The following is a 24,061-nucleotide window of genomic DNA, read 5'->3' as shown; positions in this document are numbered from 1 at the left end:
GCCCACCCGCAGGCCGTCGAGGCAGTCATGGCCGCCGACTGGGTCGTGCTCGGCCCGGGCTCGTGGTTCTCCTCGGTCATGCCGCACCTCCTGGTGCCCGAGCTCGCCGAGGCCCTCGTCACCTCGAAGGCCCGGGTCTGCCTCACGCTCAACCTCGCGAGCGAGACCGACGAGACCCACGGCATGACGACGGTCGAGCACCTGCGCGCGCTGGCCCGCCACGCCCCGGACCTCCACGTCGACGCCGTCGTCGCGGACCCCCTCGCCGTCGACGACCCCGACCTGCTGCTGGCCGAGGTCGAGCAGATGGGGGCGACGCTGCTCATGCGCCAGGTCCGTCGCGGTGACGGCACGCCCCGCCACGACGCGCTGCGGCTCGCGGCCGCGTACAGGGACGTCTTCGACAACTTCCTCGGGGACGTCGGCACCCGCAGCCTCTGAGTCTCTGAGGCCGTGCAGGGACCCCCGGTGGTGGTCCTGCGGGTCTCGGGACGACGAGCAGGGATGGCAGGATTGACCCATGGCGCTCACGGCTCAGGTGAAAGACGAACTCGCACGGCTCCCGGTCGACAAGACCTCCTGCCGCAAGGCCGAGGTCGCAGCGATGCTGCGGTTCGCCGGAGGTCTGCACCTCATCCAGGGACGCGTCGTCATCGAGGCCGAGCTCGACACCGCGATCGCCGCGCGCCGGCTGCGCCAGGCCATCGCCGAGGTCTACGGCCACACGAGCGAGATCGTGGTCGTCTCCGCCGGTGGCATCCGCCGGGGGAGCCGCTACGTCATCCGGGTCGCGAAGGACGGCGAGTCCCTCGCCCGGCAGACCGGTCTGCTCGACGCCCGGGGCCGTCCGGTCCGTGGTCTGCCGCCCCAGGTCGTCTCGGCCGGTGTCGCCGAGGCCGAGGCGGCGTGGCGCGGGGCGTTCTTGGCCCACGGCTCGCTCACCGAGCCCGGCCGGTCCTCGGCCCTCGAGATCACCTGCCCGGGTCCCGAGGCTGCGCTCGCCCTGGTGGGCTCCGCCCGCCGCCTGGGCATCTCGGCCAAGTCGCGCGAGGTCCGTGGGGTCGACCGTGTGGTCATCCGCGACGGCGAGGCGATCGGTGCCCTGCTGACCCGCCTCGGCGCGCACGAGACCGTCAAGGTCTGGGAAGAGCGCCGACAGCGCCGCGAGGTCCGCGGGACCGCCAACCGCCTCGCCAACTTCGACGACGCGAACCTGCGCCGCTCGGCGCGGGCCGCCGTGGCCGCGGGAGCTCGGGTCGAGCGGGCTTTCGACATCCTCGGCGCCGAGCTGCCCGACCACCTGCGCGAGGCCGGCGAGCTGCGCCTCGCGCACAAGCAGGCCTCCCTCGAAGAGCTCGGCCAGCTGGCCGTCCCACCGCTCACCAAGGACGCCGTCGCCGGGCGGATCCGGCGTCTGCTGGCGACAGCCGACAAGCGCGCGGCCGAGCTCGGGATCCCGGACACCGAGGCCGGGTTGAGCCCGGACCTGCTCGACCTCTGACGCGGCCGGGGGAGCGCGGCGCCTCGTCCTCTGACTAGCGGGTTGTTCGCGCGCCGCTGCCACGCCGTGCGTTCGCTGCTGCCATCTGCGCACAGCTGCGGAGCGTCCTGCTCGTGCCATCGGCCGTCCGCCCGGGCCAGGACCTCGGTCCGGGGTCGCCGGGCCGCTCTGCGCACCCCGAGGTCGACCTCGCACGCCGCTGTCGACCGCTCCTCCGTGGGCAACCCGTCCCGCCCATCCCGCCGGGCGGCCACCCAGGCCAGACCTAGGGCTCCAGCAGGCCCAGGACCCCTCCCGGACACGTGCGTGTGACCAGGTCGTGGGAGTTGTTGCCGGATCTTGGCCCGCCGTTGGTTGCCAGGTGCCCAGACCGTGGGGTGAAGCCGTCTCACGGGACGATGGTCCTCACACGAGAGGCCATCTAGGTATAGGCTCAAGGAGTCAGGTTCACGGGAGACCCCGAGCCGGACCGAGGATCGGTCCAGCGACGTCTTTTCGGATGCCAGGCAACTCACCAACGTACGCTGACGTACGTGTCGTTCGTCAACTACCGTGCGTCGGTTCGTCCGGCGCGCCCGAGGAGGGCATAGTGACCATCCGCGTCGGAATCAACGGCTTCGGTCGAATTGGACGTAACTTCTTCCGCGCAATCCTTGCGTCTGGAGCAGACATCGAGATCGTCGGTGTCAACGACCTCACGGACAACAAGACGCTTGCGCACCTGCTCAAGTACGACTCCGTCCTGGGCCGCCTCGCCGCCGAGGTCTCGTACGACGAGGACTCCATCTCCGTCGACGGCAAGAAGATCAAGGCCCTCGCAGAGCGCAACCCGGCAGACCTGCCCTGGGGCGCACTCGGTGCCGACATCGTCATCGAGTCGACTGGCTTCTTCACCGACGCCACGAAGGCGAAGGCTCACATCGAGGCCGGCGCCAAGAAGGTCATCATCTCCGCTCCCGCGAGCAACGAGGACGGCACCTTCGTCATCGGTGTCAACGAGGGCGACTACAACCCCGAGACGATGCACATCATCTCGAACGCCTCCTGCACGACGAACTGCCTCGCCCCCATGGCGAAGGTGCTCGACGAGGCCTTCGGCATCGAGCGTGGACTCATGACCACGATCCACGCCTACACCGGTGACCAGAACCTGCAGGACGGTCCCCACAAGGACCTCCGCCGCGCCCGCGCAGCAGCGATCAACATCGTCCCGACCTCGACCGGTGCGGCCAAGGCCGTGGCGCTCGTCCTCCCGCAGCTCAAGGGCAAGCTCGACGGCTACGCGCTCCGCGTCCCCGTGCCCACAGGCTCGGCCACCGACCTCACCTTCACCGCCTCCAAGGAGGTCACGGTCGAGTCGGTCAACGCCGCGATCAAGGCTGCAGCCGAGGGCCCCCTCAAGGGCATCCTCGTCTACACCGAGGACCCGCTGGTCTCCTCCGACATCGTGACGGACCCCGCGTCGAGCATCTTCGACGCTGGCCTCACCAAGGTCATCGGCGACCAGGTCAAGGTCGTCTCCTGGTACGACAACGAGTGGGGCTACTCCAACCGCCTCGTCGACCTCACGGTCCTCGTCGGCGAGAAGCTCTGAATCGCTGCGAATCCCTGAGTCACGGGTGATCACCCGAGCTCGCTGAACCGTCCGCGTGAGTGATGAGAGCCGTCTGGCCACGTCACTCACGCGGACGTTCTCATGTCCGCCCTTTGAACCTGGAGTACCCATGAAGACGATCAAGGACCTCGGCGACCTGCGCGGCAAGCGCGTTCTCGTCCGTTCAGACTTCAACGTGCCGCTCGACGGCACGACGATCACCGACGACGGCCGCATCCGCGCCGCGCTCCCCACCCTCTCCTCGCTCGTCGAGGCCGGCGCGAAGGTCGTCGTCACGGCGCACCTCGGCCGCCCCAAGGGTGCTCCCGAGGACAAGTACTCGCTCGCGCCCGTCGCAACCCGCCTCGGCGAGCTCCTCGGCGCCCCGGTCACCCTCGCGAAGGACACCGTCGGTGAGTCCGCGAAGGCCACCGTCGCAGCTCTCGGTGAGGGCGAGGTCGCCCTCCTCGAGAACATCCGCTTCGACCCGCGCGAGACCTCCAAGGACGAGAGCGAGCGCCAGAGCCTCGCCGCCGACCTCGCCGAGCTCGCCGACTTCTACGTCTCCGACGGCTTCGGCGTCGTGCACCGCAAGCAGGCGTCCGTCTACGACATCGCCCTCGCGCTGCCCTCCGCCGTCGGCTCCCTCGTGCTCAAGGAGGTCGAGTCCCTCAAGAAGGCGACCGACAACCCCGAGCGCCCCTACGTCGTCGTCCTCGGCGGCTCCAAGGTCTCCGACAAGCTCGGCGTCATCGGCAACCTCATCACCAAGGCCGACCGCCTCCTCATCGGTGGCGGCATGCTCTTCACCTTCCTCGCCGCCAAGGGCTACTCGGTCGGCAACTCGCTGCTCGAGGAAGACCAGATCGACGCCGTCAAGGGCTACCTCGCCGACGCCGAGAAGGCCGGCGTGGAGATCGTCCTCCCGGTCGACATCCTCGTCGCCGACGAGTTCAAGGCGGACTCGCCCGCGACCGTCGTCGCAGCCGACGCGATCCCCGACGGCAAGATCGGCCTGGACATCGGCCCGGAGTCGCAGAAGCTCTTCGCCTCCAAGATCGTCGACGCCAAGACCGCGGTCTGGAACGGCCCGGCCGGCGTCTTCGAGTTCGAGGCCTTCTCCGGCGGCACCCGTGCCGTCGCCCAGGCTCTCGTCGACGCGACGAGCAACGGTGCCTTCACGATCGTCGGCGGCGGCGACTCGGCAGCAGCCGTCCGCATCCTCGGCTTCGACGAGGCCGGCTTCAGCCACATCTCGACAGGTGGCGGCGCGAGCCTCGAGTTCCTCGAGGGCAAGTCTCTCCCGGGGATCGCCGTCCTCGACGCCTGACACACCCGCTCGACAGGGGAGGGCGACGGTCTGCGCAGACCGTCGCCCTCACCCTCGCCCCCACCCCTGACTCACGAAGGTAGGACCACATGGCCAACGCCCGTACCCCCCTCATCGCCGGCAACTGGAAGATGAACCAGGACCACCAGGAAGCCATCCACCTGGTGCAGAAGCTCGCCTGGGCCCTCAAGGACGCCAAGCACGACTTCTCGCAGGTCGAGGTCACCGTCCTCGCCCCGTTCACCGACCTCCGCAGCGTCCAGACCCTCGTCGACGCCGACAAGCTCGAGCTCACCTACGGTGCGCAGGACGTCTCCCAGCACGTCTCGGGCGCCTACACCGGCGAGATCTCGCCCGTGTTCCTCAGCAAGCTCGGTGTCTCCTACGTGGCCGTCGGCCACTCGGAGCGTCGCCAGTACCACGCTGAGGACGACGCGCTCGTCAACGCCAAGTCGAAGGCCGCGCTGGCCCACGGCATCATCCCGATCATCTGCGTCGGCGAGCCCCTCGAGGTCCGCAAGGCCGGAGACCAGGTCTCCCACACCCTCGCCCAGGTCGACGGCGCCCTCGAGGGCCTCTCGGCCGAGGACGCCGCCAAGGTAGTCATCGCCTACGAGCCCGTCTGGGCCATCGGTACCGGTGAGGTCGCCACCCCGCAGGACGCGCAGGAGGTCGCCGGAGCGATCCGCGCCCGCCTCGCCGAGCTCTACTCGGCCGACGTCGCCGACGCCGTCCGCGTGCTCTACGGCGGTTCGGTCAAGTCCTCGTCGATCGCCGAGCTCATGAAGGAGCAGGACGTCGACGGCGCCCTCGTCGGAGGCGCCAGCCTCGACGCCGAGGAGTTCGCCAAGATCGCCCAGTTCAAGGCTGCCGCCGCGAGCTGATCGCCCGACCGACAGGGTGGGACCGGGAGCCCGGTCCCGCCCTGTCGTGCTTCGCAGGCCCGGGCGACGATCCGGGTCGCCGGTCCGGTCAGGACGAGCGTCCTGACCGCCGGTCATGCCTCCTGCGAGTGCCTCGCGCTCGACGAGCGTGGGGTGGTCTATCCTGGTAGACGGCACGGATCGTGGTGTCCGTCACCTGCACTCCCCGCCCCGGTCGTCATGACCTCGGCCTGCAGGCGACCGACCTGCTCCACGTGCTGCTGAACATCGGTGCTCCTCCGTGAGCACCTCACCGACGTAGAGGGAAGAACAAGTCTGTGGACATCCTGCGTATCGCGCTCCAGGTCGTGCTCGTCCTCACGAGCGGCTTCCTGATCCTCCTGATCCTGCTGCACAAGGGCAAGGGCGGCGGGCTCTCGGACATGTTCGGCGGCGGCGTCTCGAGCAGCGTCGGCAGCTCCGGGGTCGCTGAGCGCAACCTCAACCGCATCACCGTGGGCTTCGCCCTCGTGTGGTTCGTCGTGGTGGTCCTCCTCGGGCTCATCACCAAGGTCGACACGGGCATCTGACAGCCCATCCATCTCTGGCAGGAGCGGCACAGTGGCCGGTGGTAGTGCGATCCGAGGATCGCGAGTTGGAGCAGGTCCCATGGGCGAGGCCGAGCGGGGCGCGACAGCGCCACGCTTCTTCGTCTCCTACTACTGCGCGAACGGGCACGAGACCCGCCCGAGCTTCTCGATCGAGAGCAACGCCCAGGCGCCCGAGCACTGGGACTGCACGCGGTGCGGCTACCCGGGTGGCCAGGACGCGGAGAACCCGCCGCCTCTCGTGCGCAACGAGCCGTACAAGACGCACCTCGCCTACGTGAAGGAGCGCCGCTCCGAAGAGGACGGCGAAGCCCTCCTCGACGAGGCCCTCGCAGCACTCCGCGCCCGCCGCGGTCGCCGCTGACCAGCAGCCCCCCGCACCTGGCCCGAGCTGGCCGGTGCCTGCTCGACCGTCCGACGAGATCGTGACTTCGGAGCGAGATCGATAGCTGTACGACACGATCTCGCTCCGAAGTCACGATCTCGTTGCCGTCTGCCGTCTGCCGTCTGCCGTCTGCCGTCTGCCGTCTGCCGTCTGCCGTCTGCCGTCTGCCGTCTGCCGTCTGCGGCGCGCTAGAGCCCCAAGAGCCTGCGCGCTCGTCCCAGGTCGCCATCGCCGAGGGGCAGCGGGACGAAGTGCTCGACCTGCCACCGCTGGGTGCGCGCGGCCTGCCCGGGAGCGGTGAGGGACCACGGCGGGTAGACACGGAAGCCGCGCTTGCCGCCGTGGCCGTCGCCCTCCACGATGCCGTGAGACACCAGTGACGCACGGTCGAAGACGAAGACCCCGCGTGCCGGGTGCGGCCCATCCTCGGCGGCGGTGACGAGGAGCGTGTCCGCGCTGTCGTGCACCCCGTAGGGGCCGGTGGTGCCGTCTGCGGTCCGCCGCCAGTGCGTGACGAAGAGGCCGACCTTGGTCGGGGTGATCTTCCCCGAGCGGACCCTCACTTGGGCTTGGGCTTGGGCTTGGGCTTGGCCCTGGGCAACGGCCTCAGGTGCGTCGCTGGTGCGGACGCCCTCGGGGTCCGGGCGATCCAGACCGCTCACGCTCACGCCCACGCCCACGCCCACGCCCACCAGCATCCCGTCGTACTCGGCGCTCTCGGGCTCCACCACCTCAGAGACCACAGCCAGTCCGAGCGGGGAGAAGAGCTCTCGCACGACGAGGGCGAGACCGCTCACGGTCTCGCCCTCGTCGTGCGCAGCCTGGGCTGCGTGGGTCATCGTCCGGCAGCCGCCGAGTCGAGCAGCCACAGCGTGAGCTGAGCACCGACAGCCGCAGCCGCCGGCGCCTCGGCCTTGTCTGCGCCAGACAGACCGGCCTTGACGGCGTCGGCCTTCTCGGCGCCGGCGGCGATGATCCACACCTCGTGGGAGGCCTGGATCGTCTCGAAGGTCAGCGAGACACGCTCGGGCGGCGGCTTCGGGGAGTTCCGCACACCGACGGTGCTCTGCCCGGTGACGGTCCCACCGGGGTGCCCGGGGAACAGCGACGCGACGTGCGCGTCGGGGCCCATGCCCAGCAGCGTGATGTCGAAGACGGGCGCCACTGCACCCTCGGGGGCGAAGCGCGCGAGCTCCTCGGCGTAGAGCGCTGCAGCCGCGTCGACGTCCACGTCACCGTCGACGGACGGCATCGCGTGCACGTTCTCCGCGGGCAGCACGTCGAGGTGGTCCAGGAGCGCCTCACGGGCCTGGGTCTCGTTGCGGTCCGCGTCGCCGGCGGGCAGGTAGCGCTCGTCGCCCCACCACAGGTGCACGCCCGTCCAGTCGACGGCGTCGCGCACGGGGTTCGTCGCGACGGCCGCGAGAGTCTTGATCCCCACGGTCCCGCCGGTCAGGACCACGTGCACGGGGGAGCGCACGGACTGCAGGTCGAGGATCCGGGTGAGGAGCCGTGACGCCGCAGCCTCGGCGAGGATCTGCGCGTCCGGGTGGACGACCACCAGCCGGGACTGCGGGCTCATGCGGAGGCCGTCACGCGGGGCAGACCCTTGGCGAGGACCTCGCCGTAGACCTCGTCGGGGTCCAGACGGCGGAGCTCCTCCGAGAGGCACTCGCGGAGCGAGCGCACCGGGAGGGTGATGCGGTGGTCCGGCTGACCGGGCTGCGAGAGCGTCGCGACCCGGCCGTCGGGACGGTCGAGCACGATGTCGCCGGACTTGCGGTGCAGGACGACCTTGGTGATCGCCAGCTCGTCGGTGTTCCGCGTGATGGTCACGGGGCACCGCAGCTTCTCGGCGAGCCAGGCACCGAGGAGGTCGACCGAGGTGTGAGCCTCGGAGCCCTCGACGGTCACACCGGTGACGGGCTCGTAGGGCGGCTGGTCGAGCATCGCGGCGAGCAGCCCGCGCCACACCGTCACGCGGGTCCACGACAGGTCGATGTCACCCGGGTGGTGGTTCTTGCGGAGCGTCTCGAGCGTGGCGCTCGGCGAGGTGCAGTTGAGGCTGTCCGTGATGCGGATCTTCGCCATCTGCCCGACGAGGTCGGTCGACGGGCTGTCGGGGACCTCGTTGGGCCACCAGGCGACGATCGGTGCGTCGGGCAGCAGCAGCGGCATGATGAGCGTGTCCGGGTGCTGGGCGACCACCGAGGACGGGCGCAGCACGATGACCTCGCTGGCCCCGGCGTCGCCGCCCACGCGGATCTCCGCGTCGAGCTGGTCGGGGCGGCCCTCGGCGGTCGAGACGACGACGATGCGGCACGGGTGCTCGCGGCTCGCGTCGTTGGCGGCGTCGACCGCCTCCTCGATCTCGTTCTCGTCGGCGACGATGACGAGGGTGAGGACGCGGCCGAGGGCGATCGCCCCGCCCTCCTCGCGGATCTTGATGAGACGACGCGCGACAGCGCTGACTGTCGTCTCCGGCATGTCGATGATCATGGTGTGCTCTCTCAGTCGGTCAGGCGCAGGTCGGTGAGGTCCGGTGGCTCGTCAGGGCCGACGCCAGGACCGGCCGTCGCGGGCGAGCATCTCGTCGGCGGAGTCCGGGCCCCACGTGCCGGAGCGGTACGCGTCCGGGGTGCCCTTGCTCTCCCAGAACTTCGTGATCGGGTCGAGGATCTTCCACGAGAGCTCGACCTCCTCGTGGCGGGGGAAGAGGGGCGGGTCGCCGAGGAGCACGTCGAGGATGAGTCGCTCGTAGGCCTCGGGGGAGGACTCGGTGAAGGCGTGGCCGTAGCCGAAGTCCATCGTGACGTCGCGGACCTCCATCGCGGTGCCGGGGACCTTCGCGCCGAGGCGCAGCGTGATGCCCTCGTCGGGCTGGACGCGGATGACGATCGCGTTCTTGCCAAGCTCGCTCGTCGCGGTCGACTCGAAGGGCAGGTGCGGCGCCTTCTTGAACACGACGGCGATCTCGGTCACGCGGCGGCCCAGGCGCTTGCCGGTGCGGAGGTAGAAGGGCACGCCGGCCCAGCGACGGGTGTCGATGTCGACACGGATCGCCGCGTAGGTCTCGGTCGTCGAGGCGGGGTCTGTGCCCTCTTCCTCGAGGTAGCCGACGACCTCTTCGCCGCCCTGCCAGCCGGAGGCGTACTGCCCGCGGGCTGTGTGCTTGCCGAGGTCCTTGGGCAGGCGCATCGCGGAGAGGACCTTGATCTTCTCGGCGATGAGGTCGTCAGCCGCGAAGGAGACCGGCTCCTCCATCGCCGTGAGGGCGAGGAGCTGGAGCAGGTGGTTCTGGATGACGTCGCGCGCTGCGCCGATGCCGTCGTAGTACCCGGCGCGGCCACCGATGCCGATGTCCTCGGCCATGGTGATCTGCACGTGGTCGACGTAGTTGGCGTTCCAGATCGGCTCGTACATCTGGTTCGCGAAGCGCAGGGCGAGGAGGTTCTGGACCGTCTCCTTGCCGAGGTAGTGGTCGATCCTGAACACGTCTTCGGGGGCGAAGACCTCGGATACCACGTCGTTGAGCTCGCGGGCGGAGGCGAGGTCGTGGCCGAAGGGCTTCTCGATCACCACGCGGCGCCAGGCGTCCTCGGGCGACTTCGACAGACCCGAGCGGGCGAGCTGGCGGCAGACGACGGGGAAGGCGCTCGGCGGCACGGAGAGGTAGAACGCGTGGTTCCCCTTGGTGCCGCGCTCCTCGTCGAGCTCGGCGACGGTCTGGCTGAGGCGCTCGAAGGCCTCGTCGTCGTCGAAGGAGCCCTGGACGAAGCGGATGCCCTCGGCGAGCTGGTTCCAGACGTCTTCACGGAAGGGCGTGCGGGCGTGCTCCTTGACGGCGTCGTGGACGACCTTCGCGAAGTCCTGGTCCTCCCAGTCGCGCCGGGCGAAGCCCGTGAGCGCGAAGCCTGGGGGCAGCAGGCCACGGTTGGCGAGGTCGTAGACGGCCGGCATGAGCTTCTTGCGGGCGAGGTCTCCGGTCACGCCGAAGATCACGAGACCGGACGGTCCGGCGATGCGCGGCAGGCGCAGGTCGCGCGCATCGCGCAGCGGGTTGGAGTCGGCTTCGATCTTTGCGGGTCTCACGGGCGCCACCATCTTCTCCGGGTGTGGCCTGTCCAGGTCACGCCCACGGTCTGACTTGTCTGTCTGACGTGTCGAACGACTGGTCTGCGACGCTGCGCCGCAGACCAGTCATGTCTAGCAGGACTCTAGGACCTGAGTCCTGGGTGTCTCAGGAGGAGGCCCCGGAGAGTCCGTCGCGGACTGTCTGGAGCAGCTCGTCCCAGCTGGCCTCGAACTTCTGCAGGCCGTCTTCTTCGAGGTTACGTGTCACCTCGGCGAGGTCACCGCCGAGACGCGCGAACGTGTCGAGCGTCGCACGCGCCTCGTCGTAGGTCCCGGTGATCGTGTCGCCGGTGATCTCGCCGTGGTCGGCGACGGCCTGGAGGGTCTTCTCGGGCATGGTGTTGACCACGCCCGGTGCGACGAGCTCGGTGACGTAGAGCGTGTCGGGGTAGTCGGGGTTCTTGACTCCCGTCGAGGCCCAGAGCGGGCGCTGCGGACGTGCGCCGCGTGCCTCGAGCGCCTTCCAGCGGTCGGAGGCGAGCGTCTCGCGGTGGATCTCGTAGGCGAGGCGGGCGTTGGCGATCGCGACCTTGCCGAGGAGGCTCTTGGCCTCGTCGGAGCCGATCTCTTCGAGCTGCTTGTCGACAGACCCGTCGACGCGCGAGACGAAGAAGGACGCGACCGACGCGAGGTCGGAGACGTCGCGGCCTGCCTCGAGCGCCTGCTCGAGGCCTGTGAGGTACGCGTCGATGACCGCGGAGTAGCGCTCGAGGGAGAAGATCAGCGTGACGTTGACGCTGATGCCCTGGGCGATCGCCGCGGTGATCGCGGAGAGACCCTTCTCGGTCGCGGGGATCTTGATGAACAGGTTCGGGCGGTCCACGGTCGACCACAGGCGCTCGGCGAGCCTGCCTGTCGCGTCGGGGTCCTGCGCCATGCGCGGGTCGACCTCGATCGACACGCGGCCGTCGACGCCGCCCGAGCGGTCGTAGACGGGTCGCAGGACGTCGCAGGCGTCGCGGACGTCGCGGGTGGTGATCTCCCAGACGGCATCGTCCAGGTCGGTGCCCTGCGCGGCGATCTCCGTGAGCTGCTCGTCGTAGCTCTGCCCCTGAGAGAGCGCGCTCGCGAAGATCGTCGGGTTGGTGGTGACGCCCACGACGTCGCGGGTGGCGACGAGGTCGGCGAGGTTGCCTGTCGTGATCCGCTCGCGGGAGAGGTCGTCGAGCCAGATGGCGACCCCCTCTGCGCTGAGTCGGGTCGTGGCCTCGGACTGGGTGGGAGTGCTGCCGTTCTCTGTCACGGTGTGGACCTCTCCTCGTGCTGCTGGGTGCTGCTGCGGCGGGTGCTGTGTGCTCGCGCTGCGGGTGGTGCTCGTCGTGTGGTGGTGCTGGTCGTGCGGTCGCGCTGGGCAGACGACGACGGGCTGCGTCCGTCCCTGTTCCATCAGATCAGAGAAGGACGCAGCCCGCGATCAGAGCCGTGCGTCTCGTGCCTCACACCTGTGGTGCGGTGCCCCCGAGGGGACCCTCACCGCAGGCGTGCTCGCACGCGTCAGGGACGGTCGGCGGTCCCGCCCTCGGAGGGGGTGGCGGAGGCACCGGGAGCTGCGGAACCCGCAGCCTCTATGGACTCCTTGGCCGCGGCCACGACGGCCTCGGTCGTGATGCCGAACTCGCGGTACAGCGTCTTGAAGTCCGCGGAGGCACCGTAGTGCTCGATCGAGATCGAGCGGCCGGCGTCTCCGACGAGCTCGCGCCAGCCCTGGGCCACAGCGGCCTCGACCGACACGCGGGCCTTGACCGAGGCGGGGAGGACCGACTCGCGGTACTCGGCGTCCTGCTGGTCGAACCACTCGCGGCTCGGGATCGACACGACGCGGGCGTTGACGCCCTCGGCCTTGAGGGCCTCGCGGGCGTCGACCGCCAGCTGGACCTCGGAGCCTGTGCCCATGAGGATGACGTCCGGGGTGCCGTTCGGCGCCTCGGCGAGGACGTAGGCACCCTTCGCGACACCGGCCGCAGAGGCGAAGGTCTCGCCGGTGGCGGCACCCTCTCCACGCTCGTAGGTCGGGACGTTCTGACGGGTCAGGACGATGCCGGCCGGACGGTCGGTGTGGCCGAGGATCGTCTTCCAGGCCCAGGCGACCTCGTTCGCGTCCGCGGGGCGCACGACGTCGAGACCCGGGATCGCACGCAGCGCGGCGAGGTGCTCGATCGGCTGGTGCGTGGGGCCGTCCTCGCCGAGACCGATCGAGTCGTGCGTCCAGACGAAGGTCGACGGGATGCGCATGAGGGCCGCGATGCGGACCGCCGGGCGCATGTAGTCGGAGAAGACCAGGAAGGTGCCGCCGTAGGCGCGGGTGCCACCGTGCAGCACGATGCCGTTGAGGATCGCGCCCATGGCGTGCTCACGGATGCCGAAGTGCAGCGTGCGTCCGTGCGGGTTGCCGGTCCAGGCCGCCGTGGAGTGCTCGGCCGGGATGAAGGACGGCTCGCCCTCCATGGTGGTGTTGTTCGACTCGGCGAGGTCGGCCGACCCGCCCCAGAGCTCGGGGAGCACGGGTGCGAGGGCCGTGAGGACCTTGCCGGAGGCGGCGCGCGTCGAGACGTCCTTGCCACCCTCGAAGGTCGGGAGCACGGAGTCCCAGCCCTCGGGGAGGGTGCGGGTGGTGAGGCGCTCGAGGAGCTCTGCGCCCTCGGGGTTGGCGGTCTTCCACGCGTCGAAGCCGACGGTCCAGGCCTTGCGGGCCTCGGCGCCGCGGGCACCGACCTCGCGGGCGTGGGCGAGGACGTCGTCAGCCACGTCGAAGGACTTCTCGGGGTCGAGGCCGAGGTTCACCTTGAGGCCTGCGACCTCGTCGGCACCGAGGGCCGAGCCGTGGATCTTGCCGGTGTTCTGCTTCTTCGGCGAGGGCCAGCCGATGATGGTGCGCAGCGCGATGATCGACGGCTTGCCGGTCTCGGCCTTCGCAGCCGAGAGCGCTGCGTGCAGCTCCTCGACGTTCTCGACGTAGCCGGTGCCACCCTGCGTCCAGTCGACGCGCTGGGTGTGCCAGCCGTAGGACTCGTAGCGGGCGAGGACGTCCTCGGAGAACGAGATGTTGGTGTCGTCCTCGATCGAGATCTGGTTCTGGTCGTAGATGACCACGAGGTTGCCGAGCTGCTGGTGACCCGCGAGGGACGAGGCCTCGGAGGTGACGCCCTCCTGCAGGTCGCCGTCGCCGGCGATCACGAAGATCGAGTGGTCGAAGGGGCTCTCGCCGGGGGCGGTGCTCGGGTCGAGCAGACCGCGCTCACGACGGGCCGCCATGGCCATGCCGACGGCGGAGGCGAGGCCCTGGCCGAGGGGGCCTGTGGTGATCTCGACACCGTCGGTGTGCGTGTACTCGGGGTGACCGGGGGTCTTGGAGCCCCAGGTGCGCAGCGACTTGATGTCGTCGAGGTCGACGTCGTAGCCCGAGAGGAAGAGCTGGAGGTAGATGGTCAGCGACGAGTGGCCGGCCGAGAGCACGAAGCGGTCGCGACCGACCCAGTGCGAGTCGCTCGGGTCGTGGCGCATGACCTTCTGGAACAGCGTGTACGCGGCGGGCGCGAGCGAGATCGCGGTACCCGGGTGACCGTTGCCGACCTTCTCGACGGCGTCGGCGGCGAGGGCCTTGATGGTCGCGACCGCACGGTCGTCGAGCTCGGACCAGTCGAAGGGCTGCTGCGCTGGGGTGAAGGAGTTCACCGAACCTCATCTCTGTCGTGGCGTGCGTGCACGCCCGAATTCGTCGTGGTCAGAGCCTGCGAGGCGTCGGAGGACGCCAGCAGGTGGCGGGCTGGTGCGTCGTACGGTCACGGCGAGGCCGTGGTCGTCGGCGGGCGGGCCCGACTGTCGCTCTGGATTCCGCCTTCCACCCTACGCTCGTGAGCCCTGTGAGGGGCGGTCACGTCCGTGTGACGGTCAGCGGAGCCCGCGGCCGTCCCGCTGCCTGCCTGACCTCTGCTCGTCGTCGGGCAGGCGTCGGGCAGACGTCGAGCGCAGGCTCCTGCGGGATGGCTGTGCAACATCTCCCGGCAGGCTAGCGCCTCCGGGGGACGGAAGTGTGAACGTTAACAATCGTGTCGCGGTCGGGCGGGTGACGAGTCGTCCGCACAGATCACATCTCTGGTGAGCGCGGATGGCCGGGACGAACGACCTAGGGCACGTACGATGAGTCAGACGTTGTGCTGGCCTGGACGCGGATCATCCCGCGACGGGGCCGGCCTCTCTCGGACGCAGAACGGAAATCGGCACGCGTGCACACATCGAGTCCCGCCTCGGCCCACCTGCCCAGCGACCACGTGGCAGGTGAGCCGCTGCCTGCGGTCGGGCAGCAGACCAAGGGCGCAGTGCTGCGCCGGAGGATCGGGGCGTACGTCGCGCTGACCAAGCCGCGCGTCATCGAGCTGCTGCTCGTCACGACGATCCCGACGATGATGCTCGCCGAGGGCGGCTTCCCCTCCCTCTGGCTCGTGCTCGCGACCCTCGTCGGCGGTGCTGCCGCTGCGGGCGCCTCGGGTGTCCTCAACTGCTACATCGACCGTGACATCGACGAGAAGATGAACCGCACCAAGCGGCGCCCGATCGTCACCGGTGAGGTCTCGCCCCGCAACGCGCTGATCTTCGGCCTGGTGCTCGGAGCGGTCTCCCTCGTCTGGTTCGCCGTCTTCGTCAACATGGCCTCGGCCCTGCTGACCGCCGGTGCGATCGCGATCTACGTGGTCGGCTACACGATGATCCTCAAGCGCCGTACCCCGCAGAACATCGTGTGGGGCGGCATCGCGGGCTGCATGCCGGTGTTCATCGGCTGGTCGGCCGTGACCGGCGGCCTGAGCTGGGGCGCCGTCGCGCTGTTCCTCGTCATCTTCTTCTGGACGCCGCCGCACTACTGGCCGCTGTCGATGAAGTTCCGCCGCGACTACGCCGAGGCCGGCGTGCCGATGCTCCCCGTCGTCGCCGACGACCTCAAGGTCGCCCGCGAGATGATCATCTACACGGTCGCCATGATCGCCTGCTCCCTCGCGCTCGTGCCCCTCGAGGGCATGACGTGGGTCTACGCCGTCGTCGCCTCGCTGCTCGGTGCGTGGTTCCTCGCCCAGTGCATCGGCATGTACCGCCGTGCCGCAGACCCCAGCCGCGGCAAGCTCGGCGCGATGAAGGTCTTCCACGGCTCGATCACGTACCTGACGCTCCTGTTCGTCGCCGTCGCGGTCGACGTCTTCCTCCCCTTCTGAGGTGACCGGGTGGTCGCAGCGGGCACCCGGGGCGACGTCCTGCGTCGTGCCGTCCAGGGGTACCTGGACCACCTGACGATCGAGCGCGGGCGCTCCGCCAACACCGTCGCCGCGTACAGGCGGGACCTGGACCGCTACGTCGGGTATCTCGAGTCCCGTGAGCTCTCCCTCGGCGATGTGACGACGACCGTCGTCGAGGACTACGTCACGGCGGTCCGGACCGGCTCGGACGGTCGGGCTCCGCTCGCCGCGGGCTCGGCTGCGCGCAGCCTCGCCGCTGTGCGCGGCTGGCACGCCTTCTGCGTCGCCGAGGGGCAGGTCGACACCAACCCTGCCGCCGCGGTCCGTCCGCCGAGCCAGGGCAAGCGGCTGCCCAAGGCCATCTCGACCCACGACGTCGAGCGTCTGCTCGCCGCTGCCGGGGCGGGCGACGGCGTCGCAGCCGTCCGTAACAGGGCGCTGCTCGAGCTCTTGTACTCGACCGGGGCGCGCATCTCCGAGGCTGTGAACCTCGACATCGACGACCTCGACCTCACCCCGGGTCTCGAGGCCGTGAGGCTGTTCGGCAAGGGCAGCAAAGAGCGCGTGGTGCCCGTCGGGTCCTTCGCTGTCGAGGCGCTCCAGGCGTACCTCGTGCGGACGCGCCCGGTGTTCATGGCCGCTGGGCGGGGGACACCCGCGGTGTTCCTCAACACCCGTGGTGCGCGGCTCAGCAGGCAGAGCGCATGGCAGGTGCTGCGGTCCTCGGCCGAGGCTGCGGGGCTGCCCGGGGCAGAGCACATCTCCCCGCACACCCTGCGGCACTCCTTCGCGACCCATCTGCTGTCGGGCGGCGCGGATGTCCGTGTGGTCCAGGAGCTGCTCGGGCACGCGTCGGTCACCACGACGCAGCTGTACACGATGGTCACGGCCGACTCGCTGCGCGAGGTCTACGTCCAGTCCCACCCGCGGGCGCTCGCCTGATCGGGACGGTCTCGGCTTCTCATTACGAGTGAGAGGTCCTACCGACGCTCTCGGATCGCCCAGGCCAGCGCCTCACGAGGTCGCCTGGTCTCCCGCGAGGCCGTCCGGCGACGGGGATGCGACCTCGGCGGCCGGAGTGCGACCTCGGCGCGCTGAGGTGAAGTGAGCGTTCGGCGCGCTTGCAGCCGCGTGACGCAGGGCTGCGGTAGCGTTGCCGCGTGAGTAGTCAGGCCCCGAGCAGCACCGAGAACGAGCCCCGCCGCGACCCGGTGGGGCGCCTCCTTCCCGACTTCCCCGAGCCCGCGCGGCTCTCGGGGCACGGTCCCGCGCGCATCATCGCGATGTGCAACCAGAAGGGTGGAGTCGGCAAGACGACGACCACCATCAACCTCGCGGCGTGCCTCGCGGAGTACGGGCGCCGGGTGCTCATCGTCGACTTCGACCCTCAGGGCGCCGCGTCTGTCGGGCTGGGGATCAACCCCCACGAGCTCGACCGCACGGTCTACAACCTGCTCATGGAGCGCTCGGCCGACATCCACGACATCATCGTGCCGACCAACGTCGAGGGCCTGCACATGCTGCCGGCCAACATCGACCTGTCGGCCGCCGAGGTCCAGCTCGTCGGTGAGGTCGCCCGCGAGTCGGTGCTCTCCCGCGTGCTGCGGCCGGTCCTCGACGACTACGACGTGATCCTCGTCGACTGCCAGCCGTCGCTCGGTCTGCTGACCGTCAACGCGCTGACCGCCGCGCACGGTGTGCTCATCCCGCTCGAGTGCGAGTTCTTCGCGCTGCGCGGTGTCGCCCTGCTCGTCGAGACCATCGAGAAGGTCCGCGACAGGCTCAACCCGCGCCTCGAGGTCGACGGGATCATCGCGACGATGTTCGACCCGCGCACGCTACACTCCCGCGAGGTCGTCGCCCGGGTGTACGAGGCCTTCGGCGACACGCTCATGCAGACCGTGATCGGGCGGACCGTGAAGTTCCCGGACGCCTCGGTCGCCGCAGAGCCGATCACCACCTACGCGCCGACCCACTCGGGTGCGGTCTCCTACCGTCAGCTGGCCCGTGAGCTCATCGCTCGTGGCGACGCAGCCTGAGGCGTCGGCGACCGACGTCGCGCTGCTCGACGCCCCGGGTGACGGGGCGTCGGTGACGGAGGCGGCCGACCAGGGCTCGACGGCCTTCGCCGTCCACCTCGACAACTTCGAGGGGCCCTTCGACCTGCTGCTCTCGCTCATCGCGAAGCACAAGCTCGACGTGACCGAGATCGCCCTCGCGCAGGTGACCGACGAGTTCATCGCGTACCTGAGGTCGGGGGAGCGGGACCTCGGGACGACGAGCGAGTTCTTGCTCGTCGCCGCGACGCTGCTCGACCTCAAGGCCGCGCGTCTGCTCCCCGCGGGCGACGTCGAAGACTCTGAGGACCTCGAGCTGCTCGAGGCCCGTGACCTGCTCTTCGTGCGGCTGCTGCAGTACAGGGCGTACAAGCAGCTCGCCGGGGTGTTCTCGGAGCGCCTCGCCGAGCAGGGGCGCCGGACACCGCGCTCGGTCCCGCTCGAGGCGCAGTTCGCGGCCCTGCTGCCCGAGCTCGTCTGGACGACCACGCCCCAGGATCTCGCTGCTCTCGCCGCGCACGCCCTCGCCCCCAAGCCGGCTCCGCCGACCGTCGACGTCGCGCACCTGCACGCCCCCGCGGTGAGCGTGCGCGAGCAGGCGGCGATCATCGTCGAGAGGCTGCGGGCCGGTGGGGCGCTGACCTTCCGGACCCTGGTCACTGACGCAGGCTCCGTCCTCGTGGTGGTCGCGCGGTTCCTCGCGCTGCTCGAGCTGTTCCGGGAGGGCGTGGTCGGCTTCGACCAGATGACCCCGCTCGCCGAGCTCACGGTCCGCTGGACCGGCGACGACGACAGCGACGTCGAGGTCCGCGGCGACTTCGACGAGCCCGAGCCCGGCGACGAGCCCGAGATGGTGGCGGCCGAGAGCGTGACGGACGAGACCATCGCGCAGCTGGCCGCGGGGAACTCCGGACCGGTTGCTCGGGGGACGACGACCGAGTCAGCCGGGGCGTCCCTCGACCGCGCCGCGAATCCGTCGACCGACGACGGAGCCACCTCATGACCGTCGACGCCGAGCACGTCCCCTTCGAAGACCGCCCCGGCGGTGTCCTCGCGGCGATCGAGGCGATCCTCATGGTCGCCGACGAGCCCGTCTCAGTCGTGCGCCTGGCGGCGGCCCTCGGCATCCCCGTCGACCGCGCGGCCGACCACCTGTGGCGGCTCGAGAGCGAGTACAAGGCTGCCGAGCGCAGGCCTGGTTTCGAGCTGCGCGAGGCCGGCGGCGGGTGGCGGATCTACTCTGCGCCGGACTTCGCGGACGTCGTCGGGCAGTTCGTCACGGAGGGACAGTCGGCCCGGTTGTCGCAGGCCGCGCTGGAGACCCTGGCCGTCATCGCGTACCGTCAGCCGGTCACGCGTGGTCAGGTCTCGGCCGTCCGTGGCGTGAACGTCGACGGCGTGGTGCGCACGCTGACCATGCGTGGTCTGATCGTCGAAGACGGCTCCGACGAGTCCAGTGGTGCGCTCTTGTACCGGACTACGGGATACTTCATGGAGCGAATGGGCCTGTCGTCACTCGACGAGCTGCCCGCACTGGCTCCGCACCTGCCCGAGATCGACGCCCTGGAGCTGCCCGACGACCCCGGTCGTGGTCAGCTGACAGGTCGCTGGGCGCAGGGTCAGACCGCCGAGGCGGCAGAACAGCCCGCAGTGGCACAACTGGAGGATTGAGTACATGAGCAACACCCGTGGCGGACGCAAGAAAGCCCGCCCGCAGGAAGCGCCCCGCGACGTCCACGTCCCTGACGGTGTGCGCCTGCAGAAGGTCCTCGCGACGGCAGGGCTGGGTTCTCGCCGTGCGTGCGAGAACCTCATCACGGCCGGTCGCGTGACGGTCGACGACGTGCCCGTGCACGAGCTCGGCGTCCGCATCGACCCCGACAAGAACGTCGTGCACGTGGACGGTCTGCGCATCCAGCTCGACATGTCTCTCCTCACGCTGGCGCTCAACAAGCCGCTCGGCGTGGTCTCGACCATGCACGACCCCGAGGGCCGCCCGACGCTCGCGCAGTTCGTCGCGGACCGCCCGGAGCGCCTGTTCCACGTCGGCCGTCTCGACGCCGACTCCGAGGGTCTGCTGCTCCTGACGAACGACGGCGAGCTCGCGAACCGTCTGACGCACCCCAAGTACAAGATCACCAAGACGTACACCGTGCAGGTCGAGGGCCGCGTGCCCGCGAACCTCGGTGCCCAGCTGGTCAAGGGCATCGAGCTCGAGGACGGCGTCGCGACCGTCGACAAGTACAGGCTGATCGACGCGACCCCGCAGGCGAGCCTCGTCGAGGTCGAGCTGCACGAGGGCCGCAACCGCATCATCCGCCGCATGTTCGAGTCCGCCGGGTACCCCGTGACCCAGCTGGTCCGCACGAAGATCGGCCCGATCCGCCTCGGCGACCTGCGCCCCGGGCGCGTGCGCGTCATCGGACAGACCGAGCTCGGCACGCTCATGGCCGAGGTCGGCCTGTAGCAGGACCATCCAGACGGCCGCCGGGAGACCGGCGGCCGTCTGTGCATCACAGCCCCGAACCCGCCTGACCGAACGGAGTCACCATGACGGTGCGCGCGATCCGCGGTGCCACGCAGCTCGACGTCGACGGACGCGAGCACCTCTTCGAGCGGACGACCGAGCTCGTCAAGGAGGTCCTGCGGGCCAACGACCTCGACACCGAGGCGCTCATCTCGATCATCTTCACGTGCACGCCCGACCTCGTGTCGGACTTCCCGGCGGCCGCGGCGCGCGAGATGGGCCTCGGCGACGTGCCGCTCATGTGCGCGACCGAGATCGCCGTGCCGCACGCGCTGCCGCGCGTGGTCAGGCTCATGGCGCACGCCAACCTCGAGGTGCCGCGCAGGGACGTCCAGCACGTCTACCTGCACGGCGCGACGACCCTGCGGAAGGATCTGGCCCAGTGACGGCGATGGTAGGTGGGACTGTGAGCGGTTCTCTGGTCGGCACGACCGACCCTGACGTGGCGGTGGCTGTCGCCGTCGCCGAGGCGTCGGGTCCTCTGGTGATCGCGCTCGACGGGCCCTCGGGCTCGGGCAAGTCGAGCGTCTCCCGTCAGGTCGCGAGCCGTCTGGGCCTCGCGTACCTCGACACCGGGGCCATGTACCGCGCCGCCACGTGGTGGTGCGTGCGCAACGAGGTCGACCTCGCCGACCAGTCGGCCGTGGCCGCTCTCGTCGCAGCGATGCCTCTCGACATCGGTGTCGACCCTGCGGGGCCGACCGTGCACGTCGACGGTGTCGACATCGCCGAGGCCATCCGTGACTCCACGATCTCGACCGCTGTGAGCGCCGTCGCGACCAACCTCGACGTGCGCGCCGAGCTGCGCCGCCGTCAGCGCGAGATCATCGACGTCGAGCGGACCGCAGGATTCTCCGGCGGGTCGGGGGTCGTCGCCGAAGGCCGCGACATCACGACCGTCGTCGCCCCCGACGCCGACGTCCGCGTGCTGCTGACAGCGAGCGAAGAGGCGCGCCTGGCGCGTCGCTCCCTCGACGTTCACGGCGACGCCGACGCGTCCTCGGTCGAGGCGACCCGCGACCAGGTGGTCCGCCGCGACCGCGACGACTCCACGGTCTCGCAGTTCCTCGTGGCTGCAGACGGTGTGGTCACCGTCGACTCCTCCGACCTGGACTTCGAGCAGACCGTCCAGGCCGTCCTGGAGGTCGTCGAGCGTTCAGGCCGGCACTGATGGCTGGTGCAGGGGGCACCGAGAGCACCGGGGGCGCGCCGGGCGGCGACGATGCTGCTCGGACGAGCGAGGCTGCCCGGACGGGCGAGGCTGCTCGGACGGGCGAGGCTGCCCGGACGGAAGATGCTGCTCCGACGGGCGAGGCTGCCCGGACGGAAGACTCTGCCCGGGCGGGCAGCACTGCACTGTCGAGTGACGCTGTCCGATCGGGTGATGCGCCCCGCAAGGCTGCCGTGCGCCGGGACGTGACGAAGCCGCCGCTCGCGACGATCCCGGGTCCCTCAGGCCCCGCGTGGTCGCGCTGGGTCGGGCGGTTCCTCGCCAAGGTCGTCTGGAGCACCCGCGTCGTCAACGGCGCGAACCTGCCGCTCGACGGCCCCGTGCTCGTCGCAGCGAACCACACGGGCCTCATGGACGGCCCCGTGGTGCTCGGCGTCGCGCGGCGCCCGTTGCACATCCTCGTCAAGGACTCGATGTTCCGCGGCCCGCTCGGCCCGGTGCTGCGGGCCGCCGGCCAGATCCCCGTCGACCGGCAAGGCGGGCGCTCTGCGCTGACCACGGCCCTCGCCGTGCTCAAGCGCGGGGGAGCTGTCGGGGTGTTCCCCGAGGGCAACCGTGGCCGTGGCGACCTCGCGGAGGTCCGTGCCGGCGTCGCGTGGCTCGCGCTGACCTCGGGCGCGCCTGTCGTGCCCGTGGCTGTGCTCGGGACACGACGGACCGGGCAGAAGGTCGGTGCGATCCCCGGGTTCCGGCGCCGCCTCTACGTCGAGGTGGGCGAACCGATCGTCGTCGAGCGGACCCCAGGCGTCTCCGGACGGGTGACCCTCGAGGCTGCCAACCGCGAGATCCGGGACGCGCTCTCGGCGCTGGTCGTCGGTGCTGTCGAGCGCAGCGGCATCGCACTGCCTCTCGACGACCCGAACCGCGAGAATGCCCCGCGCCGCGACGTGTGATCGGTGGTCTCCGGCGAGGCGCTGGCTCGGTGTCGCCTCGGGGCGCAGGCGGTGTGATGCGGTCGTGAGCGACCGTGTTACCGATTCGCCGCCGTTCCTGGGAGAATAGGTGTATGAGCACGCCTGAGCAGAACCTTTCAGAGGACACCGCGACGACCGCGGACCCCACATCAGCGCCACAGCCGACGTCTGACGTCCCCGAGTCTGCCCAGCAGCAGGTGCCCCTGAGCGACGGCACGGAGTCCGACGGCGACGACGCACAGCGCGAGCACGCGCTCCGCGTCGGCCTCGAAGACTACGAGCTCGGCGACGAGGACATCGCGCTCCTCGGCGGCGAGTTCGACGACGGCACCGGCGAGTACGCCGGGGTGCCGCTGCCGGTCCTGGCGATCGTCGGACGCCCGAACGTCGGCAAGTCCACACTCGTCAACCGGATCATCGGGCGCCGCGAGGCCGTCGTCGAAGACAAGCCCGGCGTGACGCGTGACCGCGTCAGCTACCCGGCCGAGTGGGGCGGACGCCGCTTCATGGTCGTCGACACCGGTGGCTGGGAGGTCGACGTCGCCGGCATCGAGGCGCGCGTCGCCGAGCAGGCCGAGGTGGCCATCTCCCTCGCCGACGCCGTGATGTTCGTCGTCGACGCGACCGTCGGCCCGACCTCGACCGACGAGCAGGTCGTCAAGCTGCTCCGCAAGTCCGGCAAGCCCGTGGTGCTCTGCGCCAACAAGGTCGACGGACCGCGCGCCGAGGCAGACGCCTCGGAGCTGTGGAGCCTCGGCCTCGGCGAGCCGCACCCCGTCTCGGCCCTGCACGGCCGTGGCACCGGTGACCTGCTCGACGCCGCGATGCGCAAGCTGCCGAAGAAGACCGTGCACGGTGTCGCCGTCCCGAACGGCCCGCGCCGCGTAGCCCTCGTCGGCCGCCCGAACGTCGGCAAGTCGTCGCTCCTCAACAAGGTGGCGGGCTCCGAGCGCGTGGTCGTCGACCCGACCGCTGGTACCACCCGCGACCCTGTCGACGAGCTCATCCAGCTCAAGGGCAAGGACTGGGTCTTCGTCGACACCGCAGGTATCCGTCGCCGGGTGCACCAGACGCAGGGCGCCGACTTCTACGCCTCGCTGCGCACCCAGGCCGCGATCGAGAAGGCCGAGGTCGCCGTGGTGCTCCTCGACGCGAGCGAGAAGCTCACCGAGCAGGACACCCGCGTGATCTCGCAGGTGATCGACTCCGGTCGTTCTGTGGTCATCGCGTACAACAAGTGGGACCTCATGGACGAAGACCGTCGTCCGTTCCTCGAGCGTGAGATCGAGAAGGACCTCGTGCAGGTCCAGTGGGCGCCGCGTGTCAACATCTCGGCCGCGACCGGGTGGCACACCGACCGTCTGGTGCCGGCCCTCGAGCGTTCGCTCGCCTCGTGGGACACCCGCATCTCAACAGGGCGTCTCAACTCGTTCATGGGTGAGCTCGTCGCCGCCAACCCGCACCCGCTGCGTGGTGGCAAGCAGCCGCGCATCCTCTTCGCGACGCAGGCGTCCACGCGCCCGCCGCGGTTTGTCATCTTCGCGACAGGCTTCCTCGAGGCCGGTTACCGCCGCTTCATCGAGAGGCGTCTGCGCGAGACCTTCGGCTTCGAGGGCTCGCCCATCTCGATCTCGGTGCGCGTGCGCGAGAAGCGCAAGCGCTGACGATCTAGCGCGCAAGCGCTGATGGTCTGGC

The 24,061-nt window shown here is 70.2% G+C and carries 23 protein-coding genes; 17 read left to right on the top strand and 6 right to left on the bottom strand.

Translation table 11 applies throughout. From position 1 onward, the window contains the following. The 7 genes from HZZ10_RS08300 to HZZ10_RS08270 all read left to right on the top strand — a co-directional run. Positions 1-441 (top strand): gluconeogenesis factor YvcK family protein (locus tag HZZ10_RS08300; RefSeq protein ID WP_179913162.1); only part of this gene is annotated, 441 nt, incomplete at its 5' end. A 79-nt stretch (positions 442-520) separates the two neighbouring features. Continuing rightward, entirely contained in the window at positions 521-1,501 is a 981-nt protein-coding gene (gene whiA / locus HZZ10_RS08295) for a DNA-binding protein WhiA (protein ID WP_056133300.1), read from the top strand. Between the two features lie 589 nt (positions 1,502-2,090). Next, entirely contained in the window at positions 2,091-3,095 is a 1,005-nt protein-coding gene (gap, locus tag HZZ10_RS08290; protein ID WP_056133296.1) for a type I glyceraldehyde-3-phosphate dehydrogenase, read from the top strand. Between the two features lie 130 nt (positions 3,096-3,225). Continuing rightward, positions 3,226-4,425: a phosphoglycerate kinase gene (locus tag HZZ10_RS08285; protein ID WP_179913161.1), complete on the top strand. Its 1,200-nt coding sequence runs from the start codon at positions 3,226-3,228 to the stop codon at positions 4,423-4,425. An 89-nt stretch (positions 4,426-4,514) separates the two neighbouring features. After that, positions 4,515-5,309 carry a triose-phosphate isomerase gene (gene tpiA / locus HZZ10_RS08280; protein WP_056133290.1) on the top strand — a complete coding sequence of 265 codons (795 nt, stop codon included), beginning with the start codon at positions 4,515-4,517 and terminating at the stop codon, positions 5,307-5,309. A gap of 317 nt (positions 5,310-5,626) precedes the next feature. After that, a complete protein-coding gene (gene secG / locus HZZ10_RS08275) occupies positions 5,627-5,878 on the top strand; it encodes a preprotein translocase subunit SecG (RefSeq protein WP_056134243.1) in 252 nt (83 codons plus the stop codon). Positions 5,879-5,909: 31 nt separating this feature from the next. Further along, a complete protein-coding gene (locus HZZ10_RS08270; RefSeq protein ID WP_056133287.1) occupies positions 5,910-6,260 on the top strand; it encodes an RNA polymerase-binding protein RbpA in 351 nt (116 codons plus the stop codon). 209 nt (positions 6,261-6,469) lie between these two features. Here the strand turns inward: HZZ10_RS08270 and HZZ10_RS08265 are convergent, their stop codons facing one another. The 6 genes from HZZ10_RS08265 to tkt form a co-directional block, all read right to left on the bottom strand. Further along, complete coding sequence (locus HZZ10_RS08265; protein WP_179913160.1) at positions 6,470-7,120, bottom strand: MepB family protein; 651 nt, start codon at positions 7,118-7,120, stop codon at positions 6,470-6,472. Then, positions 7,117-7,863, bottom strand: a complete 747-nt coding sequence (gene pgl, locus HZZ10_RS08260; RefSeq protein WP_179913159.1) for a 6-phosphogluconolactonase — start codon at positions 7,861-7,863, stop codon at positions 7,117-7,119. The genes HZZ10_RS08265 and pgl overlap by 4 nt, the downstream gene beginning before the upstream one ends. Beyond that, positions 7,860-8,780, bottom strand: a complete 921-nt coding sequence (locus HZZ10_RS08255) for a glucose-6-phosphate dehydrogenase assembly protein OpcA (protein ID WP_179913158.1) — start codon at positions 8,778-8,780, stop codon at positions 7,860-7,862. Before HZZ10_RS08255 ends, pgl begins: the two co-directional genes overlap by 4 nt. 51 nt (positions 8,781-8,831) lie before the next feature. Continuing rightward, positions 8,832-10,373, bottom strand: coding sequence for a glucose-6-phosphate dehydrogenase (gene zwf / locus HZZ10_RS08250; protein ID WP_056134239.1), 1,542 nt, complete (start codon positions 10,371-10,373; stop codon positions 8,832-8,834). A gap of 148 nt (positions 10,374-10,521) precedes the next feature. Next, on the bottom strand, positions 10,522-11,658 hold the full coding sequence (tal, locus tag HZZ10_RS08245) for a transaldolase (protein WP_056133280.1): 1,137 nt from the start codon (positions 11,656-11,658) through the stop codon (positions 10,522-10,524). A gap of 251 nt (positions 11,659-11,909) precedes the next feature. Further along, positions 11,910-14,087, bottom strand: coding sequence for a transketolase (tkt, locus tag HZZ10_RS08240; RefSeq protein WP_179913157.1), 2,178 nt, complete (start codon positions 14,085-14,087; stop codon positions 11,910-11,912). A 596-nt stretch (positions 14,088-14,683) separates the two neighbouring features. Here tkt and HZZ10_RS08235 point away from each other — a divergent pair. The 10 genes from HZZ10_RS08235 to der all read left to right on the top strand — a co-directional run bounded on the left by HZZ10_RS08235 (position 14,684) and on the right by der (position 24,030). Beyond that, positions 14,684-15,616, top strand: a complete 933-nt coding sequence (locus tag HZZ10_RS08235; RefSeq protein ID WP_056133274.1) for a heme o synthase — start codon at positions 14,684-14,686, stop codon at positions 15,614-15,616. Positions 15,617-15,625: 9 nt separating this feature from the next. Beyond that, entirely contained in the window at positions 15,626-16,579 is a 954-nt protein-coding gene (locus tag HZZ10_RS08230; RefSeq protein WP_179913156.1) for a site-specific tyrosine recombinase XerD, read from the top strand. A gap of 218 nt (positions 16,580-16,797) precedes the next feature. Continuing rightward, positions 16,798-17,676: a ParA family protein gene (locus tag HZZ10_RS08225; protein ID WP_056133269.1), complete on the top strand. Its 879-nt coding sequence runs from the start codon at positions 16,798-16,800 to the stop codon at positions 17,674-17,676. Continuing rightward, positions 17,660-18,697 (top strand): segregation and condensation protein A, encoded by a 1,038-nt coding sequence (locus HZZ10_RS08220; RefSeq protein ID WP_179913166.1) that lies wholly within the window; start codon positions 17,660-17,662, stop codon positions 18,695-18,697. Before HZZ10_RS08225 ends, HZZ10_RS08220 begins: the two co-directional genes overlap by 17 nt. Then, positions 18,694-19,365: an SMC-Scp complex subunit ScpB gene (scpB, locus tag HZZ10_RS08215; RefSeq protein WP_179913155.1), complete on the top strand. Its 672-nt coding sequence runs from the start codon at positions 18,694-18,696 to the stop codon at positions 19,363-19,365. Before HZZ10_RS08220 ends, scpB begins: the two co-directional genes overlap by 4 nt. 4 nt (positions 19,366-19,369) lie before the next feature. Next, positions 19,370-20,161 carry a pseudouridine synthase gene (locus HZZ10_RS08210; protein WP_056133260.1) on the top strand — a complete coding sequence of 264 codons (792 nt, stop codon included), beginning with the start codon at positions 19,370-19,372 and terminating at the stop codon, positions 20,159-20,161. 83 nt (positions 20,162-20,244) lie between these two features. After that, positions 20,245-20,607: a chorismate mutase gene (aroH, locus tag HZZ10_RS08205; protein ID WP_056133258.1), complete on the top strand. Its 363-nt coding sequence runs from the start codon at positions 20,245-20,247 to the stop codon at positions 20,605-20,607. A 20-nt stretch (positions 20,608-20,627) separates the two neighbouring features. Continuing rightward, positions 20,628-21,392 carry a (d)CMP kinase gene (cmk, locus tag HZZ10_RS08200; protein ID WP_373367324.1) on the top strand — a complete coding sequence of 255 codons (765 nt, stop codon included), beginning with the start codon at positions 20,628-20,630 and terminating at the stop codon, positions 21,390-21,392. A gap of 245 nt (positions 21,393-21,637) precedes the next feature. Continuing rightward, complete coding sequence (locus HZZ10_RS08195) at positions 21,638-22,345, top strand: lysophospholipid acyltransferase family protein (protein WP_179913154.1); 708 nt, start codon at positions 21,638-21,640, stop codon at positions 22,343-22,345. 113 nt (positions 22,346-22,458) lie between these two features. Next, positions 22,459-24,030 carry a ribosome biogenesis GTPase Der gene (der, locus tag HZZ10_RS08190; RefSeq protein WP_228087280.1) on the top strand — a complete coding sequence of 524 codons (1,572 nt, stop codon included), beginning with the start codon at positions 22,459-22,461 and terminating at the stop codon, positions 24,028-24,030. Positions 24,031-24,061 lie beyond the last annotated feature (31 nt).

Source organism: Sanguibacter inulinus, from assembly GCF_013415325.1.
Classification (GTDB): domain Bacteria; phylum Actinomycetota; class Actinomycetes; order Actinomycetales; family Cellulomonadaceae; genus Sanguibacter; species Sanguibacter inulinus.
The sequence above is the reverse complement of the archived record's forward strand: the minus strand, read 5'-3'. Positions and strand labels throughout refer to the sequence as shown.

Excerpts from the sequence above, each read along its gene's own strand:
- whiA (WP_056133300.1), top strand. The coding sequence starts at position 521 with ATGGCGCTCACGGCTCAGGTGAAAGACGAACTCGCACGGCTCCCGGTC.
- HZZ10_RS08285 (WP_179913161.1), top strand. The coding sequence starts at position 3,226 with ATGAAGACGATCAAGGACCTCGGCGACCTGCGCGGCAAGCGCGTTCTC.
- tpiA (WP_056133290.1), top strand. The coding sequence starts at position 4,515 with ATGGCCAACGCCCGTACCCCCCTCATCGCCGGCAACTGGAAGATGAAC.
- HZZ10_RS08265 (WP_179913160.1), bottom strand. The coding sequence starts at position 7,120 with ATGACCCACGCAGCCCAGGCTGCGCACGACGAGGGCGAGACCGTGAGC.
- pgl (WP_179913159.1), bottom strand. The coding sequence starts at position 7,863 with ATGAGCCCGCAGTCCCGGCTGGTGGTCGTCCACCCGGACGCGCAGATC.
- HZZ10_RS08255 (WP_179913158.1), bottom strand. The coding sequence starts at position 8,780 with ATGATCATCGACATGCCGGAGACGACAGTCAGCGCTGTCGCGCGTCGT.
- scpB (WP_179913155.1), top strand. The coding sequence starts at position 18,694 with ATGACCGTCGACGCCGAGCACGTCCCCTTCGAAGACCGCCCCGGCGGT.
- HZZ10_RS08210 (WP_056133260.1), top strand. The coding sequence starts at position 19,370 with ATGAGCAACACCCGTGGCGGACGCAAGAAAGCCCGCCCGCAGGAAGCG.
- aroH (WP_056133258.1), top strand. The coding sequence starts at position 20,245 with ATGACGGTGCGCGCGATCCGCGGTGCCACGCAGCTCGACGTCGACGGA.
- der (WP_228087280.1), top strand. The coding sequence starts at position 22,459 with ATGAGCACGCCTGAGCAGAACCTTTCAGAGGACACCGCGACGACCGCG.